This window comes from Candidatus Defluviilinea gracilis (assembly GCF_057138825.1).
Genome location: NZ_DBNHEF010000062.1, coordinates 1 through 17,101 on the forward strand (window position 1 = coordinate 1; position 17,101 = coordinate 17,101).

Sequence of the window (17,101 nt, forward strand, 5' to 3'; positions counted from 1 at the left end):
CATGATCTATGGCTCGAACTTGTAGCCAACCCCCCACACCGTGAGCAGACGCGTGGGATTCGACGGATCGCTCTCCAGCTTCTCGCGCAGACGGCGCACATGCACCGTCACCGTGCCGGGATCGATATACTGCGCGCCGCCCCAGACCCGGTCGAGCAGCTGCTCGCGTGTGAACACCTGTCTGGGATGCCGCGCCAGCAGATACAGCATGTCGAACTCCCTGGCGGTCAGCTCCACTTCATCCCCCATCACTTTGACGACCCGGCTGCGCGGGTCGATGCTCAATCCATCAAAGGACAGCTCACGCTCATTCTCGATCTCGGACTGTTCCCGCCCGGTACGCCGCAGCACTGCACGCACGCGGCTGACCAGCTCCTGCGGGCTGAACGGCTTGACCACATAATCGTCGGCGCCCATCTCCAGCCCGGCGATGCGATCCGCTTCTTCGCGCCGCGCCGTCAACATGATGATCGGCACATTGGACCGGTCTCGCATCCAGCGCGTGAGCGCCAGACCGTCCACTTCGGGAAGCATCAGGTCGAGGATGACGAAATCCGGGGGCTGTCGTTCGAAGAGAGCCATCGCTTGTTTACCGGTGGAAGCGACTTGCGCCGCAAATCCGGCGCGCTTGAGATACAGGCTTATCACCTCAGCAATGCTGGCTTCGTCTTCCACCACGAGAATGGAACGCGCGTTCATCGATGCCCATCATACTCCAATGTCATTCAGAATCGCGCAGCAGTTAGGAATTCGTAAGATTTGCCCCATGAACTACTTGTTTACTTGACCAATGCCTCGATCTCATCGAATGAGCGGATATCATCCCGCCCGGCGTTCTTGGCGGCGTACATTGCCATGTCTGCGGCGCGTAAGAACGATTCGCGCGTATCGCCGTTGGCGGGGTAGGAGGCGATGCCCATCGAATAGGTTGCGGTCAGTGTATGATTGCCGTAGCGCACCATCAACGCCTTGAGCGACTGCCGCAAGGCTGCCGCGCGTTCTTGCACGATACTGCGAGCCATATTGGGCATAACGATGAGAAATTCTTCGCCGCCGTAACGGCAGGCAAAGTCGCCGCGTCGGCTGTGGGTCATCAGCATGCCTCCCAGCGCTTTTAACATGATATCCCCTGCTTCGTGCCCATAGGTGTCGTTGATCTGCTTGAAGTGATCGATATCGATCATGATGATGGAGACAGGATAAGATTCGCGCGCGGCTCGGGCGAGTTCCCTATCCAGCGTTTCTTCGAGATAACGGCGGTTAAATAACCCGGTCAGCGAGTCGCGCACTGCCTGTTCGCGCAACTGGCTCTGTAAGATTCCAATTTCGATGAGTTGGGATTTCAGCCGGAAATTGGCGTCGCGGAGTCTTTTTTCAACTTCTTTGCGTTCGGTAATGTCTCGAAAGACAAGTAATCTGCCGTTTATCAGGTCATTCTTATCGTAGAGCGGGGTCATGCGCAAGTCTAAAATTTGAGATGGCATGGATGGAAGACGTACCTCGGTTTTTAGCTCGAAATCGCCGAAAATTGCGCTTGTTTTTTCCACCCAGCCTCCGAAAGTCTCGAAGGCGCATTTGCCTAGAAGTTGCTGTGGTTGTTCTGCCAGTAACACTTCCATGGCTGGGTTGAGATCCGCAATACGGTTTTGGGCATCGAGCACTAATACGCCGTCGCCCATGTTTTCGATCAGATGACTGCGCGCCACAGGGATCAGATCCATAAAGTGGGTGCGGAGTGTGGTAAAGGCAAAAATGACGCCTGTGATGCCAAAGCTGATCGGGGATGTATCCAGATTGCCGAGCGCGTTATAGTCTAACTGGCTATATATGCTGAATGCCAGCGGAACAATACATCCGAGTAGAAGCAGGCGGTATTGATTTCGATACAAATGACTTGCGCGCAGCGCCTCGCGAACAAGAGTGAGAATGCCCATGGTTACCGTGCCGTAGGCAATCGCCAGGTTTACAAAATAGACCGGGCCGCGTTGAATTTTCAGCGCCGAGAACCCGTCTTGCTCAACCAGTTGCACCGAAGAAAGGACGAGATGATGGTATGAGTTAGTCCACTGCAGGAGGATGAATACGATTGAAAAGGCATAGAGCAGGGTCAATGCGCGGCGAGTGACCCAGACCGGGCTTCCGCTGAATTTCAAGATGAAGGTCATGAACAGGATTGGCGCGATGGCAACAGGAACGACCATCACGTTCAACCAGAAGACCTTTCCCGCGAAACCATCCTGAATGTATATCGCGGCGGCAGTCGCGGACCACATCGACATGACAACCAGCAACGCCCTCAACGTGGTCGAGCCGGGCGCGTTCCTCTTTCGGGCGATCAACGAAGCGGAAAAGGTTACGACGGTGGAACCGATCAATAAAAGGAGATAAGTAAAAAAATAAGTTGGCATAAGCCTACATACAGCCTAATTGTAGCCTTGGACGAAACCATGCAAACTTGCAATGGGTTTACAAAGATTTTCTCTCTATTAATTCTACCTACCTGACAATTTTTATAAAATGGGAAGCAGATAAACGCGGATTTTTCAAAAAACGGGCGAAAAAAGTTTTTATCAGCGTTTTCAGCGCGCTTCGCGGTCAGCGTCCAAAAAAGGAAAGTGTCGGGTAGTTAGTATTAATTCAATTTAAGCATTCTCTACCGTAGCGGCATGGCGACACTGAGCGGTGCATTAAGCCTCGCTTTGGCGGCAAAGAGCGCAACAAAAAAGGCTCCTCAGTGATCTGAAGAGCCTTTCATGGACGAGCATTAGTCTTTGCCGAACGACTCGAGCGCGTCGTCCATGCTTGCGTACATGGGAATATTCTGTAAAAATCCTGTGATGCCCAGCACGTTGTAGATCTGGGCTGGCGCGTTGCATAATTTCATATGCGCCACTTGAAAATGGTCCTCTTTGGGAGTGAAGATCAGATACACCTTTTGCAAGGCGCGCATGCCGGCGCTGGTGAGTGTATCGAGCTCGCTCATGTCGATCAGCAGGTACCGCGCGCCGCCATCGTACGCGTCCCGGGCTTCCTCCAGCAGGCGGCTTTCACCCTGCGCATCCAGCCAGCCAGACACCCGAAAAATGGTGACGGGCACCTCTGCCTGCCGTTGCTCAGAGGATACTTTGAAATCAGGATTCATGATTACCTCGTTTTCGAATACGATACAGCGCCGCCAGAATGATGTTTCCCATTATACACTTGACGGGCGTTTCCAACGGGCATACAATCGCGCCACAATTTTATCGACCATTCAGCGGCGAAGTTGGTGAAATTCCAACACTGTCGCGCAACTGTGATGTTGGTCAAATAGTCAAATAGTCTCCCAGTCTCCCAGTCGAACATATGCGACTGGAGGACGATCAGACTAGCCGGCTAGGAGACTAAGTAAGTCAGGTCGCCCGCACTGGTCGGTTCTACCACACCCTCGCGGAAAGGAGGTGGAGGACGGCTAGACTCGCATCGCCTCCCCAACCTCCCCGGCTTTGGCTGGGGATTTTAATTTGTACGATCAAGTCAGACCGGCTTAAGCCGGTCGCACCACACCCTTAGGAGAAACCATGTTACGCAAGACTTTACTATTGACTTTACTCATCGCGCTGTTGACCGCGTGCGCGCCGCAAACCACGCCGACAGTTGCGCCTGTTGCGCCTACAGTCGCCGCCACCGAAGCGCCTGCCACTGCCGCGCCAACCGAAATACCAGCCAAACGCTATACCGATGGGCTTGGGCGCGAAATCACGCTCGAAACAACCCCTCAGCGAATCGTTTCGCTTGCCCCTTCCAACACGGAGATACTCTTCGCCATTGGAGCAGGCTCACAGGTGGTCGGACGCGATGAATTTTCCGATTATCCCGCCGAAGCCGCCTCGATCGAATCCATTGGCGGATCGTTCGGCGAATACAATGTGGAAGCGATCGTGGCGCTCGAACCCGACCTGGTGCTCGCCGCCGAGATCAACACGCCCGAACTTGTGAAGCAACTTGAAGATTTGGGGTTGACCGTGTTTTACCTGAAGAACCCGGTCACGCTTGAAGAAATGTATGTGAACCTTGATGTTGTCGGTCAGCTGTCTGGGCATGACGTGACAGAACTCATCGGCTCGCTCGAAGCGCGCGTTGCCGCGGTGGATGAAAAGATCGCGCCCATCTCTGCCCGCCCAACGGTCTTTTATGAGATCGACGCAACGGACGCGGCGAAACCCTACTCGTACGGTCTCGGCACCTTCGGCGACCTGCTCATTCAGCGCGCTGGCGGAGCCAACCTCGTAACCCTGGCTGGCATCACCGACGCTTACCCGCAAGTGAGTTTGGAACAGATCGTCGCCGCGAACCCTTCGGTGATCGTCCTCGGCGATTCGATGTGGGGCGTAACGCCCGAATCGGTGCTCGCCCGCGCCGGCTGGGAAACGCTCGATGCGGTGAAGAACAATCAAATTTTTACTTTCGACGATAACCTGGTCAGCCGCCCCGGCCCGCGCCTGGTGGATGGGCTGGAACAATTGGCGAAACTATTGCACCCCGAGTTGTTTAAGTAAGAAATAAACAGGTAGACACGCGCGCGTGTCTACCTGTTTGCATCTTCCCGTGGATACGATATCCATGCGCCCTCTCCTTTCCTCCTTCCTCTTTCTTTGCCTCGCGATCCTCCTCAGCCTGGCCATTGGCTCTGTTTTCATTTCACCGCGCGAGTTATGGCAAACCATTCTCGGCAACGGCACAGAGATCAACGGTTCGATCTTATGGAAGATACGCCTGCCGCGCACGATCCTCATCGCGCTCACTGGCGCGGCATTGGGCGGGAGCGGAGCGGCATATCAAGGATTATTCCGCAACCCACTGGCTGACCCATTCCTCATCGGCGTCGCATCAGGCGCGGGGCTGGGCGCGGTGATCGCCATGTCGGTCCAGTGGCCCTATTCATTCTGGGGTCTGATGGCGATTCCACTCTCGGCATTCGTTGCCGCGCTGATCACAGTCTTCATCGTATATTCCCTGGCGCGGGTTGGTCGAACCATACCGACAACCAGCCTCATCCTCGCCGGCGTTGCCGTTTCATCGTTCGCCACCTCGCTCACCTCATTCCTCATGATCCGCTCCACGAGCGAAGTTCGCCGCGCGTTAGGCTGGCTTCTCGGCGGCGCGAGCCAAAACGGGTGGGCGGCGATCCTTGCGATCATGCCATACCTCGTCATCGGTCTGGGCATTCTGGCTTTCTGTGGTCACGCGCTGAATCTCCTGCAATTCGGCGACGATCAGGCGCAACAACTCGGGCTGAACGTCTCGCGCGCCAAGCGGATCATTTTGACTGCCTCCTCCCTGGCGACTGCCGCGGCGGTATCGTTTTCCGGCATTATCGGATTCGTCGGACTGATCGTCCCGCATCTCACCCGATTGTGGTTTGGTCCCGATTACCGGCGTTTACTCCCCCTCAGCATTCTCGGCGGCGCGATCGCCCTGCTTCTCTCCGACATCCTCGCCAGAATCGTCATCGCGCCGCAAGAGATTCCCGTCGGCATCGTCACCGCGCTGGCAGGCGCGCCGTTCTTCTTATGGGTGTTGAAGACCGCCAAGAATCAAGGATATTGGTAAACATGGAAATCTCCATCCGCGCAATCGACAAAGAGAACGATCAAGACTATCGTCAATTTGACGATTCCTTCCTGGTAACTTCCAAATTGGTTCTGCGCGCCGAACGGGGAAAGATTTCTTATACGGTTATGGATGTGCCTCCCTATACAAAAAAATACGGCGGCCGGCGCGTGACCGATTTCATGGCGTACGACAGCGACCCGGACCGCAACCTCTTTTTTGCGTATGCAGACAATGAACTCGCAGGGCAGATTGAAGCGCGGAAACACTGGAATAATTATGCATATCTATGCGATCTCGGAGTGGACACAAAATTTCGACGGCGAGGGATTGGGCGCGCATTAATGGCTCGCGCGCTCGATTGGGCAAGAACAAAAGGTTTCCCCGGCGTGTTCCTTGAAACACAGGATATCAATGTGAACGCCTGCCGGCTCTATGAAAGTTGCGGTTTCGAACTGCGCGGGTTCGACATGGAATTATATAAAGCCCTAAACCCGCCCTTGGACGAGATCGCGTTATATTGGTATTTGATTTTTTAATCCATTGTAGCGCGGCAACATGAATGTTGCCGCGCCCGTCTGTTTCTGCCATGTTGAAAATCCAAAACATCTCTGCCTATTACGGCTCCCGCCAAATCTTGCGCGATATTTCCCTCGCTGTGCAAAGCGGCGAGGTCCTCGCGCTGATCGGACCGAACGGCGCGGGCAAATCCACGCTCATCCGCGCCGCAAGCGGGGTGATTCCCTATTCGGGTCACGTTCGCGCGAACGGAGACGATTTCGCATCGCTGGATCCCATGCAACGAGCGAAGTATATTGCCACCGTTCCGCAGGCGGTTTCACTACCACCGGCGTTTACCGCTTGGGAAACCGTATTACTCGGGCGTGCGCCTTATCTTGGGTTTTTAGGTCAGCCATCGAGAGGCGACGAAGAGATCGCGCGGCAAGCGCTTCAGCGCGTGGGCGCGCTTCACTTTGCCGAACGCCGCGTGGGCGAACTCTCCGGTGGAGAACAACAACGGGTTTTACTCGCGCGCGCCTTGTGCCAATCCACGCCGATCCTGTTGCTCGATGAACCCACCGCGCATTTGGATATACAGTATCAAGTTGGCTTGTTGGAGTTGGTGAGCGACCTTGCTCACAAAGATAACCTTGCCGTGTTGATCGCCTTGCACGATTTGAATCTCGCGGCGCATTATGCGGATCGAATCGCGTTAATGGTCGCGGGAAACATCACGGCGATGGGGAAGCCCGGGGAAGTATTGCAACCCGAACGAATTGCTGAAGCGTATTGTTTGCCCGTGCGGGTGGTCAAGCATCCGTTTTTGGATATTCCGCTGGTCCTGCCGGAAATACAATAAGCCGCGCACACTGCGAACTTGAGAATTGACCTCTTGCATAAGTATCTCTTGTTTAACCACAGAGACCTTTGAGAAACACTCTTTTTCTCTGTGGCAAAAACGACTTTCGCAAGAAGTCTAGTAAACGTTAAGCGGAATCTGCCCGATACGTTTTCCTTTTCACCCCGTCAAGTAATAAAAGGAAGGCAGACATGAAGACGCCTGTATTCGTTCTCCTCATAGCGATTGTGCTCTTTGTGGTGTTTGCGATGATCTCGTCCGCTGGCTCATCGGGGATCATGGGAGCCGCCGCGGTTGCGAGCCTGTTTTGCGGATTATTCGCGCTGGTGTTGCCAAAGGTGATCGAGCGCGTGAACCCCAAGGTGTGGATATTTACGGGGCTGGTTCTTCTAGCGCTTCTGCTCATTCCTACTTCCCTGCTATTCTCAGACTTAGCGACAGCCGCGTTTTTCCTGATCCCTCTTGCGCTGATCAATGCGGCGTTCTTGCTCTATTCGGGTTTGAGTCTGCGTTCGTCCGAACCGCAAGCGCGAATTGTCATTCCCGTCTTCTTCGTTGGTATTCTTCTTATCATTGGAACGCTCTTCAAAATCTACGATCTAACAGTTTGGGATAATACCTACGATTCCCTCAAATACATTCTGTTGTTTGCTCCGATGCTTGCCGTCTTGCTTTCCGGGCTTACCCTGCTTATTGCTTTGCCGTCCAAAACAAAACTAGCTGGCATTGCATATCTTCTACTCGCCCCCGCTTTGATGATCTGGGTTTCGACTTTGGCGCAACGCGTCGACTTTCGAGCATTGACGTCGCAACGGGCGGACAGGGTCGTTCAAGCCATCGAATCATTTTACGCGCGCGAGGAACGTTACCCCGCGTCTCTTTCGGAATTGACTCCCCGATACATTCTCGCGCTTCCCGAACCGGTCATTATCTACGGGCAGACTTGGTGCTACGAAAGCGGAGACGGTTACTACCGCCTCGGCTACGTGGACCGCGAACACTGGAGCGATCCGCGTATGATCGGGCGGATCTTCAAAGCGGAAGGACAGCCCGCGCAACAGTCCCTCATGTGCGAGGCGGAAATCGCAACTTTGCAACAGGCTGATCCGTTCATTTCGTATTGGATGGAAAGCCAGTAGATGGCGCGTTCGAGTCAGATATTCGAGGCGGGATTATTTTTTGACGCGAGATACTCGATCAGAATTGCGCCAACCGCCAGCAGGATGTAGAGCCAGAGTCCCCACAGGCGGATGATCGGGTCATTGGTCTGACCAATGAAAATTACCAAAGCGAGGATCAAAGCCAACACCCATGCGATAAGGTGGATGGTTCGGAATCGACGCGCGTCTTTCTTCCAGAGCAAGAGCAATGTAGTGAAAAACGGTATCAGGGGCAAAATCGAAAGTCCGCCGACCCATAGCCCCGACATGACAGTCCCACAGAAATCACCGTTCAAACGGATAAAAGGCGCTGAACATTCGTATTCCGCTGGCACATTAATGACGTCAAATGTCCATGGTCCCAGCAGGGCGACGACAAATAATATCAACGCGCCCGTTCGGAAGATCGATATGTTCTGGGTAATCATGCGACCACTCTTTCTTGGTTCTAACGCGAGACCTTTGCATTATCCCGAATAACTTACATCCTAAACCTTCAACGGGAATTATAGCCGTGTATAAAAACAAGCCGTATCTCATGGATACGGCTTGTTCTTGCAAAGTCTTAACCTGCTCGTGAACGAGGTCCGCCTGTCATTCTTTTATGCTCTTCCATGTACGCTCGTAACAAGGCGTTCATTCTGGTCTGATATCCGCGTCCTTGTCGTTTGAACCACTCGATTACATCGCTGTCCAATCGCAGGGTCATTTGGCGTTTATAGGTCGGCTTAAGTCCGCGTCGAACCATGCCTTTAGCAAACATCTCAGGCGTAATTTCAGGGATTTCCGAGAAGTCAATATCTTTGTCGGTCATGGCGTCAAGCCGTTTGAAATCAGTGCCCAACTTCTTCGAAGCAGCGTTTTTCCTCATATCGAGTATTTTACTACCCATTGATGTTTCATAAAAAAACAAGCCGCATCCATTTCAGGAAGGCGGCGAGTTCGAGGGTATTCATTATTCGTTTTATTCCCAACGGGCAACTACGTCAAACTCAATCAGTTCCTTTTTTGAATTGCGTTTTCGAATTGGTCTGCACTCGATATTTGAAAAGCCCAATGTCTTCAGCATCTTGGCATACAGTTGTTCGGTGGAAACAAGCGTCCCGTAAAACGTAGAATTACCAACAATATAATGAATTTCTGAGCAAGGGGCAAGAATGGGGGTCAAGCCTTTAAAATGACTCCACATATCGTCGAAGTATTTTGCGACATATTTTGAGAGCACGATCCCATTTTTATTGTTTGTGTTGGCTATTTTATCTAGGATGCCAAGCAGTTGTTCGTTCCGAAATTGCTCGGTAGGACGTTCCCATCTGTAAGTTTGCTTGTGGCTATTCCCCATGTGCCGCCAATAGTTTCCCAGTCTAATTCGCCGGCATCTCTGCCGTTTGATAAAAAATCCAACCAGTACATGTAAGGCCGGAGTTCCCGTATATAAGACATACGATTTGCATAGGGAGGCGATGTAATGACCAGGTCGAATTTTCCATCAACAACACTCGCGGGATTTCTAGAATCCCCAAGTAAAATTGTTGCTTTCCCGCTTGGGTTTTCACCGGCGCTATTAATGATAAATTGGACGTCTGCGGCGAAGGTTTCATATAAATCGAACTCCAGCCCCATCTTTAGTTGCCCGCCATTTTTAAAGGACATGGATTGATGGTTGAATGCGGCATTGGATAATTTCATCAATGTTCTGCAAAATGCGACCATTAGTAGCCTCCGTTGAGCGGAGGCTACTTCTGTTGTCTTATAAATCGCGGATTTGAGCAGTTGCAGAAAATTCAGTTCCCTTTGATGCCACCAACGTTCAATGTTATGGAGCGGCGGCAGGGAATATGGCTCGATGTTTTGCTTTTTAACTATTTCAACTATATCGAGGCAGACCTCTCGGGTTAATTCAATATCAACCGTTGAATAATGCATTGTCTTTGCCTGTCCAAGCCATATCAAGAAAGGATTGATATCAGTTGTTACGCCTTCTCGTCCATGATAAGCGGCGCTCAACGCTGTGGTGGCTGTTCCGCAGAACGGATCGAATATTCTACGGGCCTCGGGGTTTGAAATTACCAAATCTTCGACGATTTTTAGGGAGTAGGCAGGCGTAAGACGCAACCAGCCATGACGCCCGGTTTTAGCGTTGAACTTATAAGTAAAATCAGCGCGCTGGCGGAGGCTTTCGCGCTCCAAAACAATACCCATTATTTCTCTCCAAGGATCAGCAACGACTTGAGTACGTTGTTAACTTCCCGTTGGATCACTTTACTGTTTCGCTTGAAGAATGCGGCAAGGTCATATCCAACGACTTCGCGCATGAAATCGTATGTCGAAACCAATGGATTGTTTTCCCCAACTACGCCGGTGATAACCGCCCATTTTTCGGATCTATACCGGAGCAAAATATCCTCATCAATTTGGGTTGATAAGATCACGGCGCACGGAAGATAAGTCTGCGTGTACGCGGTCGCCGCGTTTGCAATATCCGCATTTTGACGTTTTGAGTCTTTGCTTTTATAGCCCTGTCGCACTTCAAAAATTGCGCCTGTTAATTTGGCAGATATTCTCGAATCGACATCTAGACTTTTCGCAGACTCTCTCATCCAACTTTGGAAGCGAAGTCTTTTTGATTTATCGCTGATTCTGTCTAGGGGAATTCGACCATCCAGATATAGTGTTCTGGTTTTTCCGCTTGGCAAAGGAATACTGTAAGACCATCTTACATCGTTGTCGGATAACCCAAGCGAATCTTTGATGATCGTTCGAAAAAGCGTCTCACACCCAATACCAATTTGTCGGTAAATACTTGTCATGCCGCCAGCCGCCTTATGCGCAGCATACATCAGTGGGTTATATAAACCCAGCCAACGATAAAACGGATCGCTTCGATAAAGATTTTGAAACTGCTTCATACTCAATCCATCTTTATTCGATCCTTGTCCAAATTTAGGTTTATAGTTGGCGCAAACTCGAATCGGGTCTACTATCAGGTCAAGATATGCCTTGTCTCTTTGCTTTAAAAGTAATCTCCTAAAAACACCGATTAACCAAAACCTGCCTCATAACTATAAAGCCAGTTTGAGAATTTGGCAAACAAAAACAAGCCGCATCCTCACAGACACGGCTTGCCAGTCTCCAATCTCCAGTCTCTAATCTCTCAATCAAGCTTCCCCGTTACCATCGCCATCTTCAACTCGCCGATCGCCTTCGTGATGTGAATATCGCGCGGACAGGCATTGGTGCAGTTATACGCGGTGTGACAGCGTACCGTGCCGTTCGTTTCGCTCAAAATGTGCAAGCGTTCCGATGCGCCCTCATCGCGGGAGTCAAAGATGAAGCGATGCGCCGCCATCAACGCGGCGGGCCCGTAATACTCCTCGCTCGCCCAGAACGACGGACATGACGTGGTGCAAGCCGCGCACAAAATACATTTGGTGGTCTCATCGAAGCGCGCGCGTTGTTCGGGAGATTGCAAGCGTTCTTTTCCATCGGCGGGCAACGGCGACTCGTTGATGAGATATGGAAGCATCTTCTTGTAATTATCGAAGAACGGCTCCATGTCCACGATCATATCTTTGACAACTTTCAAACCCAGCAACGGCTCGATCGTGATGTTCGCGCCCACGTCGCGCACCAGCGTTTTACACGCCAGCATGTTGCGCCCATTGATGCGCATCGCATCCGATCCGCACACGCCATGCGCGCACGAACGGCGGAAAGCCAGCGACCCGTCCTTGTGACCTTTGATCAACTCAAGCACATCGAGGATGCGGTCATTTTCATGCGCGTCCACTGTGTAAGACTCGTAATGTCCGCGCGAATCTTTTTCGGGGTTGTATCTAAAAATCTTAACTGTTACTTCCATGTAAACACCTCTGCATCAAACTTAACTCGTAACGTGTAACTCGTATCTTGCGCCACAACGAGGAGATTGCTTCTCGAAGACTCGCAATGACATTAGTAAACCCTTGGCTTCGGCTGAAACTTCGTGATCACCACAGGCTTATAACTAATTTCCAACTTGCCATTCTTCTTCGTGATCAACGTGTGCTTCAACCAATTCGCATCGTCGCGTTCGGGATAATCCTCGCGCGCATGTCCGCCGCGCGACTCTTTGCGGTTCAACGCGCTCGCCGCCACCGCTTCCGCCACCGCCAGCATGTTGCCGAGTTCCCACGCGTTCAACAATTCGGTGTTGAACACATGTCCCGTGTCGCCCACGCGCACATCGTTGAATCGCGCCTGCATGTCGCGCACTTTTTCCAACGCCGACGCCATATCTTTTTCGTTTCGATAAATGCCGACTTCCTCGAACATGACCTTCTTCATCTCATTGGATAGATCGTACGCATTCGTTTTACCCGACCCATTCCGCAGCGCTTCAAATTCGGACCTCGCGCCTGCTTCGGCATCGTCGGGCAGTTTCGCCCAGTCAACCGACTTGGCGTACTCCGCGGCTGTTTGTCCCGCGTGTTTGCCGAACACAACGAGGTCGAGCAGTGAGTTCGTGCCGAGTCGATTCGCGCCATGCACAGACACGCACGCGCACTCGCCTGCCGCGAATAAGCCAGGGATTTTCGTGCCTTTATCGTCAACGACTACTTCGCCATATTTTGTCGTCGGAATTCCGCCCATCGTGTAATGCGCGGTCGGTTGAGTCGGCATCATTTGTGTGACAGGGTCCACTCCGAGGTAGACGCGGCAGAAATCCACGATGTCGGGAATCTTTTGCAAGATCGTGTCGCCAGTGATCTTGTAGGGAGAACCGTCGGGGTTGGTGCGTCCGTCCTCCGCCGCGAATTTGTTCACCGTCTCAGGGCGGATATCCAGATAGACATAATTTTTACCGTCAATGCCGCGACCTTCTTTGATCTCGGTGTAGATCGCGCGGCTGACCACATCGCGCGACGCCAAATCCTTGACCGTGTGCGCATACTTCGGCATGAAGCGTTCGCCCTTGCCGTTGATCAGCACTGCGCCTTCGCCGCGCGCGCCCTCGGTGATGAGGATGCCGAGTTTGTAAATGCCTGTGGGATGGAACTGGAAAAATTCCATGTCCTCGAGCGGAATGCCGCGACGGAAGAGGATCGCCGCGCCGTCGCCGCTGTAGGCGTAGGCGTTGGACGTCACCTCAAAAATGCGACCATGCCCGCCCGTCGCGAAGATGATCGCTTTTCCGTGAAAGATGTGAAATTCGCCAGTGGCTAATTCGATCGCGACGACCGCCGTCGCTTTGCCGTCCACCATAATGAAATCAATCACTTGATATTCATCGAAGAACGTGACGTTGTTCTTGATGCACTGTTGGTACAGCGTTTGCAGGATCATATGACCCGTGCGGTCTGCCGCGTGCGCCGCGCGTCGGACGGGTTTGCCTGTTTCATTATTCGTATGCCCGCCGAACGGACGCTGTGAGATGCGTCCCTCAGGCGTTCTGTCAAACGGCAAGCCCATATGTTCGAGTTCAAGCACCGCATGGATGGCTTCGCTCGTCATAAATTCGATGGCGTCCTGGTCGCCGAGATAATCCGACCCTTTGACCGTGTCGTACATATGCCATTCGGGTCTGTCTTCCTCATAATTGCCCAACGCCGCGCTGATTCCGCCCTGCGCCGCGCCTGTGTGCGAACGCGTCGGATACAACTTGCTGATGACCGCCGTCTTCGCGCCGCGTGAGGCGTAGAGTCCCGCCATGAGTCCCGCCCCGCCCGCGCCGACCACGATCACTTCAAATTGATGAACATTTGCCATGAATACTCCATTTTTTACCACAAAGGACACGAAGGGCACTAAGGATTTAAGGCTGATGGGTTTGGTGACCTTGATGCCTTTAGTGATTGAAAGATTTTGTTATTTTTCTTTTACTTCAAACTCGCTCGTCCTCAAACAAACTCCAAACCAATTCATCTCGCTCTACCAACTAACCAACCTTCGTGTTTAATTTCTTTACACCACGATTCGTTTGATACCGTCTTTGAGATGAGGCACATTGAAGTTGATGAGAAAACCGAGCCGCACTTTACTCAAACGAAGGTAGGTTATCAACTGCGCTTCAAACACTGGATGCATTTTCTCAACCGACTTCAACTCTGCGATCACACATTTTTCAACGAGCAGGTCAATCTTCAATGCCGATTCGAGTTCCACGCCTTCAAACATGATCGGAAGTTTTACTTCCGTCTCGGCAAGCGCTCCGCTTGTCGTCAGCACATGTTTTGTGGCTGTTTGGTAAACCGACTCAAGCAAACCAGGTCCTAAAATCGTATGAACTTTATATGCCGCATCGAGAACCAACTTTCCGATTCTCTCCGTCTCTGCTGGAACAGGCAGATAAATTTTCTTCGGCGGATTTGGCATGAATGCGGTTCCTTCTGACTAACTCATCCTCAAACAAACTCCAAGTCAATTCCTCTCGTTCCACCAACGACCAACCTTCGTGCTCTTTGTGCCCTTCGTGTTTAAAAAACTACGCCGTCAAAATAACATAAACTGCAACAATGCTTGCCACGACCGCATACGTGATAACAATATTCCGCGCCCAGCGACGCGCGCCTTCGCTTGTGACGTAATCATCCCAAATTTCCAACACGCCGTGAACGCCGTGCCCGCAGGCGACCAAAACAAACGCGATGACCATCAACTTGGCGAGGATGGTCATCCAGATCACGCCGATTGGATTCCCCGCCAGGTTGGGGAAGAACGCCCAGTAGAACACATCGCCGAGGTTCGCGCCTGTCTGCGCGCTGACGATCAAGCCGCCGAGGATGCCCGCGAGGATCAAGCCGTACATGGCGATCACCGTGAAGCGCGTGAACGCCCACATGAAGGTCTCGAAGTTGAAGCCGCGCTTGTTGAGGGGAAGGGTTCTTGCCGCCATGTCTAGCCTCCGAACGCGTTGCGGAACACAACGAATAATGCGAATCCCGCCACGATAATATACGCCACCCATTCGATGTTGATGGCGGCGCGGTAATGCTCGATGAGTTTGGGCGAGAGGTCAAGGATGGTGATGCGGAGTCCGTTGATGGCGTGGAACAGCCCGAAGGTCAGAAAGACCGTTTGGAAGATCCAGTTGCCCATCAGCGCCTGCATGGAGTCCAATCCCAGCAATGAAAGAATGTAAACCGTGAAGAAGATGAACAACGCGCTTCCCCCGATGCGATGCAGGATGTAGGTCAGGTACGGAGCGCCTCCCTTGTATCCCAGCCCCGCCGAAAGACTGACGTTTCGATTCAATCCCATAGATGCCTCCAAGAAATATTGAACGGGGCTTATTGTACACCCTCACGCGCAAACTGAAAACAAATGTCAATTTTGTAAAACAACAGTTACAATTGCTGAAAAGATTCTTGAATTGGAGAACTCATGAAAACATCAAACGGATTGGAATACATCGAAGTGCAAGCAGGCGCGGGCGCGCAAGCCGAGGCAGGGAAAACGGTCAGCGTGCATTACACGGGCAAGTTTCAGGATGGAGGCGTGTTCGACAGTTCCGTTTCGCGCGGCGAGCCGATCACCTTCCCGCTTGGGCAGGGACGTGTCATCAAAGGCTGGGACGAAGGCATCGCGCTGATGAAGGTCGGCGGCAAGGCGCAACTCATCATCCCGCCCGATCTTGCCTACGGCGAGCGCGGCGCGGGCGGAGTCATCCCGCCGAATGCGACTCTGGTGTTCGATGTTGAGTTGGTGGATGTGAAGTAGATCGTCAAGACCTTGCCGATCGGCGATAGAAACTTACTCAAATTCGATAAAAAAAGCGCTTCGTTACTCGACGAAGCGCTTTTTTTGTTTGACTACCAGACTATCAAACTAGCCAACTATCTGACTAACCCAAATGCATCGGCATGATCACATGCAGGAACTGGTCATCGCCCACAGGCTTGACCACGCCTGGCGCGTTCGGCGCAGATGTTTCCAGCGCGACGTTGGGGGTGCGGATGACTTCCAAGGCTTCTCGTAAAAATTTCACGTTGAATGCAATGAGCAATCCGCCGCCATCAACAGTCGCTTCGACGATGGTTTCGTTTTTGCCAGTTTCCTCAGAGGTGGCGGAAATTTCCACTTCGCTGGGTTGCATGTCGCTTTGCGCGGACTTAATATTGAAACGCGCCACGTTCGAACCTTCGCGCGCGAAAATTTCCGCTTGTTTGCAGGCTTTCAACAACGATGAAGTTGAAACCAACGTGCGCGATTTATACGAACGCGGGATGATCTGTTGAAAATCGGGGAATGTGCCGTCAATTAATTGCGAGACCACTTCCACATCTTTCACGCGGAAGACGACCTGTCCGCGTCCTTTGGGTAACACCATGTAGATCGGCTCTTCACCATCGGATGCGACGCGCGCCAACTCCTTCAAGGCTTGGGCGGGGACGATGGCGGAAACTGAAGCAGGCGCGGGGGCGGAAAGAACCGCTTTGCGGACGGAGAGTCGGAATCCATCTGCCGCCGCCATCGTCAGCTTGTCTTTATCCACTTGCATCAAAACACCCATCAAGACAGGACGCGCTTCATCGGAGGACGCCGCGAAGACCACCTGATGGATCATCTCGCGGAAATCGCCGCCGTTGATCTGCACCGCGCCTTCGAGATCGGGCGTGGGCAACGGCGGGAACTCTTGCGCGTCGATGCACTTGATATCGTTCGTGGATGTTCCGCCGCGCACATTGAGCGTTTGCGTTTGCGCATCGAGTTTCAACATCACCTGGTCGCTCGGCAAGGTGCTCACCAGATCAGAGAACGTGCGCGCTGGCACAGTGGTCGAGCCTTCTTCTTCGATGCGCGCGGGAATCCAACAAGTGATGCCCATCTCCAAATTTGTGGCGGAGAGTCGCAAGCGTCCCTCATCCGACGCGATCAACACATTCGCAAGCACAGGCAAGGTACTGCGCGGCGAAACCGCTTTCGATACGATACTTAATCCACGCGCAAGGTTTTCTTGAAGGATGGTTACTTTCATGGCACGGCTCCTCGTTGTTGAGTGCGCTTATTT

General features: G+C 52.5%; 19 protein-coding genes. 6 read left to right on the top strand and 13 right to left on the bottom strand.

The features are described from left to right. Positions 1–6: 6 nt before the first annotated feature. The 3 genes from AC16KF_RS09395 to AC16KF_RS09405 form a co-directional block, all read right to left on the bottom strand. Positions 7–699 (bottom strand): response regulator, encoded by a 693-nt coding sequence (locus AC16KF_RS09395; protein WP_484037052.1) that lies wholly within the window; start codon positions 697–699, stop codon positions 7–9. An 80-nt stretch (positions 700–779) separates the two neighbouring features. Continuing rightward, positions 780–2,408: a histidine kinase N-terminal 7TM domain-containing diguanylate cyclase gene (locus AC16KF_RS09400; protein WP_484037053.1), complete on the bottom strand. Its 1,629-nt coding sequence runs from the start codon at positions 2,406–2,408 to the stop codon at positions 780–782. A gap of 356 nt (positions 2,409–2,764) precedes the next feature. Continuing rightward, complete coding sequence (locus AC16KF_RS09405) at positions 2,765–3,142, bottom strand: STAS domain-containing protein (protein WP_484037054.1); 378 nt, start codon at positions 3,140–3,142, stop codon at positions 2,765–2,767. 418 nt (positions 3,143–3,560) lie between these two features. On the opposite strand from AC16KF_RS09405, the gene AC16KF_RS09410 reads away from it, so the two are divergent. From AC16KF_RS09410 to AC16KF_RS09430, 5 genes are all read left to right on the top strand, one after another. Further along, positions 3,561–4,538 carry an ABC transporter substrate-binding protein gene (locus AC16KF_RS09410; protein ID WP_484037055.1) on the top strand — a complete coding sequence of 326 codons (978 nt, stop codon included), beginning with the start codon at positions 3,561–3,563 and terminating at the stop codon, positions 4,536–4,538. Positions 4,539–4,602: 64 nt separating this feature from the next. Further along, a complete protein-coding gene (locus AC16KF_RS09415) occupies positions 4,603–5,592 on the top strand; it encodes a FecCD family ABC transporter permease (protein WP_484037056.1) in 990 nt (329 codons plus the stop codon). Positions 5,593–5,594: 2 nt separating this feature from the next. After that, entirely contained in the window at positions 5,595–6,131 is a 537-nt protein-coding gene (locus AC16KF_RS09420) for a GNAT family N-acetyltransferase (protein ID WP_484037057.1), read from the top strand. Between the two features lie 50 nt (positions 6,132–6,181). Next, positions 6,182–6,952 carry an ABC transporter ATP-binding protein gene (locus AC16KF_RS09425; RefSeq protein WP_484037058.1) on the top strand — a complete coding sequence of 257 codons (771 nt, stop codon included), beginning with the start codon at positions 6,182–6,184 and terminating at the stop codon, positions 6,950–6,952. Positions 6,953–7,143: 191 nt separating this feature from the next. Continuing rightward, positions 7,144–8,091: a hypothetical protein gene (locus AC16KF_RS09430; protein ID WP_484037059.1), complete on the top strand. Its 948-nt coding sequence runs from the start codon at positions 7,144–7,146 to the stop codon at positions 8,089–8,091. Positions 8,092–8,105: 14 nt separating this feature from the next. Here the strand turns inward: AC16KF_RS09430 and AC16KF_RS09435 are convergent, their stop codons facing one another. The 9 genes from AC16KF_RS09435 to AC16KF_RS09475 all read right to left on the bottom strand — a co-directional run bounded on the left by AC16KF_RS09435 (position 8,106) and on the right by AC16KF_RS09475 (position 15,351). After that, positions 8,106–8,540, bottom strand: a complete 435-nt coding sequence (locus AC16KF_RS09435) for a hypothetical protein (RefSeq protein WP_484037060.1) — start codon at positions 8,538–8,540, stop codon at positions 8,106–8,108. A 137-nt stretch (positions 8,541–8,677) separates the two neighbouring features. Next, positions 8,678–9,004, bottom strand: coding sequence for a BrnA antitoxin family protein (locus AC16KF_RS09440; protein WP_484037061.1), 327 nt, complete (start codon positions 9,002–9,004; stop codon positions 8,678–8,680). A gap of 368 nt (positions 9,005–9,372) precedes the next feature. Beyond that, complete coding sequence (locus AC16KF_RS09445) at positions 9,373–10,314, bottom strand: DNA methyltransferase (protein WP_484037062.1); 942 nt, start codon at positions 10,312–10,314, stop codon at positions 9,373–9,375. Beyond that, a complete protein-coding gene (locus tag AC16KF_RS09450) occupies positions 10,314–11,021 on the bottom strand; it encodes a hypothetical protein (RefSeq protein WP_484037063.1) in 708 nt (235 codons plus the stop codon). The genes AC16KF_RS09445 and AC16KF_RS09450 overlap by 1 nt, the downstream gene beginning before the upstream one ends. A 245-nt stretch (positions 11,022–11,266) precedes the next feature. After that, the gene (locus AC16KF_RS09455; RefSeq protein ID WP_484037064.1) at positions 11,267–11,974 is read right to left on the bottom strand and encodes a succinate dehydrogenase iron-sulfur subunit; all 708 of its coding nucleotides are present in this window, start codon (positions 11,972–11,974) and stop codon (positions 11,267–11,269) included. Between the two features lie 92 nt (positions 11,975–12,066). After that, on the bottom strand, positions 12,067–13,860 hold the full coding sequence (locus tag AC16KF_RS09460; protein ID WP_484037065.1) for an FAD-dependent oxidoreductase: 1,794 nt from the start codon (positions 13,858–13,860) through the stop codon (positions 12,067–12,069). A 195-nt stretch (positions 13,861–14,055) separates the two neighbouring features. After that, positions 14,056–14,466, bottom strand: a complete 411-nt coding sequence (locus AC16KF_RS09465) for a GxxExxY protein (protein ID WP_484037066.1) — start codon at positions 14,464–14,466, stop codon at positions 14,056–14,058. Positions 14,467–14,575: 109 nt separating this feature from the next. Continuing rightward, a complete protein-coding gene (locus tag AC16KF_RS09470) occupies positions 14,576–14,986 on the bottom strand; it encodes a hypothetical protein (protein WP_484037067.1) in 411 nt (136 codons plus the stop codon). A 2-nt stretch (positions 14,987–14,988) separates the two neighbouring features. Next, positions 14,989–15,351, bottom strand: coding sequence for a hypothetical protein (locus tag AC16KF_RS09475; protein WP_484037068.1), 363 nt, complete (start codon positions 15,349–15,351; stop codon positions 14,989–14,991). A 123-nt stretch (positions 15,352–15,474) separates the two neighbouring features. Here AC16KF_RS09475 and AC16KF_RS09480 point away from each other — a divergent pair, with 123 nt between their 5' ends. Beyond that, on the top strand, positions 15,475–15,810 hold the full coding sequence (locus AC16KF_RS09480; protein ID WP_484037069.1) for an FKBP-type peptidyl-prolyl cis-trans isomerase: 336 nt from the start codon (positions 15,475–15,477) through the stop codon (positions 15,808–15,810). A 124-nt stretch (positions 15,811–15,934) separates the two neighbouring features. Here the strand turns inward: AC16KF_RS09480 and dnaN are convergent, their stop codons facing one another. Further along, complete coding sequence (gene dnaN / locus AC16KF_RS09485; RefSeq protein WP_484037070.1) at positions 15,935–17,068, bottom strand: DNA polymerase III subunit beta; 1,134 nt, start codon at positions 17,066–17,068, stop codon at positions 15,935–15,937. Positions 17,069–17,101 lie beyond the last annotated feature (33 nt).

What these genes read in the sequence shown, in the direction of transcription:
- AC16KF_RS09395 (WP_484037052.1), bottom strand. Translation starts at nt 699, where the DNA reads ATGAACGCGCGTTCCATTCTCGTGGTGGAAGACGAAGCCAGCATTGCT.
- AC16KF_RS09400 (WP_484037053.1), bottom strand. Translation starts at nt 2,408, where the DNA reads ATGCCAACTTATTTTTTTACTTATCTCCTTTTATTGATCGGTTCCACC.
- AC16KF_RS09405 (WP_484037054.1), bottom strand. Translation starts at nt 3,142, where the DNA reads ATGAATCCTGATTTCAAAGTATCCTCTGAGCAACGGCAGGCAGAGGTG.
- AC16KF_RS09410 (WP_484037055.1), top strand. Translation starts at nt 3,561, where the DNA reads ATGTTACGCAAGACTTTACTATTGACTTTACTCATCGCGCTGTTGACC.
- AC16KF_RS09415 (WP_484037056.1), top strand. Translation starts at nt 4,603, where the DNA reads ATGCGCCCTCTCCTTTCCTCCTTCCTCTTTCTTTGCCTCGCGATCCTC.
- AC16KF_RS09420 (WP_484037057.1), top strand. Translation starts at nt 5,595, where the DNA reads ATGGAAATCTCCATCCGCGCAATCGACAAAGAGAACGATCAAGACTAT.
- AC16KF_RS09425 (WP_484037058.1), top strand. Translation starts at nt 6,182, where the DNA reads ATGTTGAAAATCCAAAACATCTCTGCCTATTACGGCTCCCGCCAAATC.
- AC16KF_RS09430 (WP_484037059.1), top strand. Translation starts at nt 7,144, where the DNA reads ATGAAGACGCCTGTATTCGTTCTCCTCATAGCGATTGTGCTCTTTGTG.
- AC16KF_RS09435 (WP_484037060.1), bottom strand. Translation starts at nt 8,540, where the DNA reads ATGATTACCCAGAACATATCGATCTTCCGAACGGGCGCGTTGATATTA.
- AC16KF_RS09440 (WP_484037061.1), bottom strand. Translation starts at nt 9,004, where the DNA reads ATGGGTAGTAAAATACTCGATATGAGGAAAAACGCTGCTTCGAAGAAG.
- AC16KF_RS09445 (WP_484037062.1), bottom strand. Translation starts at nt 10,314, where the DNA reads ATGGGTATTGTTTTGGAGCGCGAAAGCCTCCGCCAGCGCGCTGATTTT.
- AC16KF_RS09450 (WP_484037063.1), bottom strand. Translation starts at nt 11,021, where the DNA reads ATGAAGCAGTTTCAAAATCTTTATCGAAGCGATCCGTTTTATCGTTGG.
- AC16KF_RS09455 (WP_484037064.1), bottom strand. Translation starts at nt 11,974, where the DNA reads ATGGAAGTAACAGTTAAGATTTTTAGATACAACCCCGAAAAAGATTCG.
- AC16KF_RS09460 (WP_484037065.1), bottom strand. Translation starts at nt 13,860, where the DNA reads ATGGCAAATGTTCATCAATTTGAAGTGATCGTGGTCGGCGCGGGCGGG.
- AC16KF_RS09465 (WP_484037066.1), bottom strand. Translation starts at nt 14,466, where the DNA reads ATGCCAAATCCGCCGAAGAAAATTTATCTGCCTGTTCCAGCAGAGACG.
- AC16KF_RS09470 (WP_484037067.1), bottom strand. Translation starts at nt 14,986, where the DNA reads ATGGCGGCAAGAACCCTTCCCCTCAACAAGCGCGGCTTCAACTTCGAG.
- AC16KF_RS09475 (WP_484037068.1), bottom strand. Translation starts at nt 15,351, where the DNA reads ATGGGATTGAATCGAAACGTCAGTCTTTCGGCGGGGCTGGGATACAAG.
- AC16KF_RS09480 (WP_484037069.1), top strand. Translation starts at nt 15,475, where the DNA reads ATGAAAACATCAAACGGATTGGAATACATCGAAGTGCAAGCAGGCGCG.
- dnaN (WP_484037070.1), bottom strand. Translation starts at nt 17,068, where the DNA reads ATGAAAGTAACCATCCTTCAAGAAAACCTTGCGCGTGGATTAAGTATC.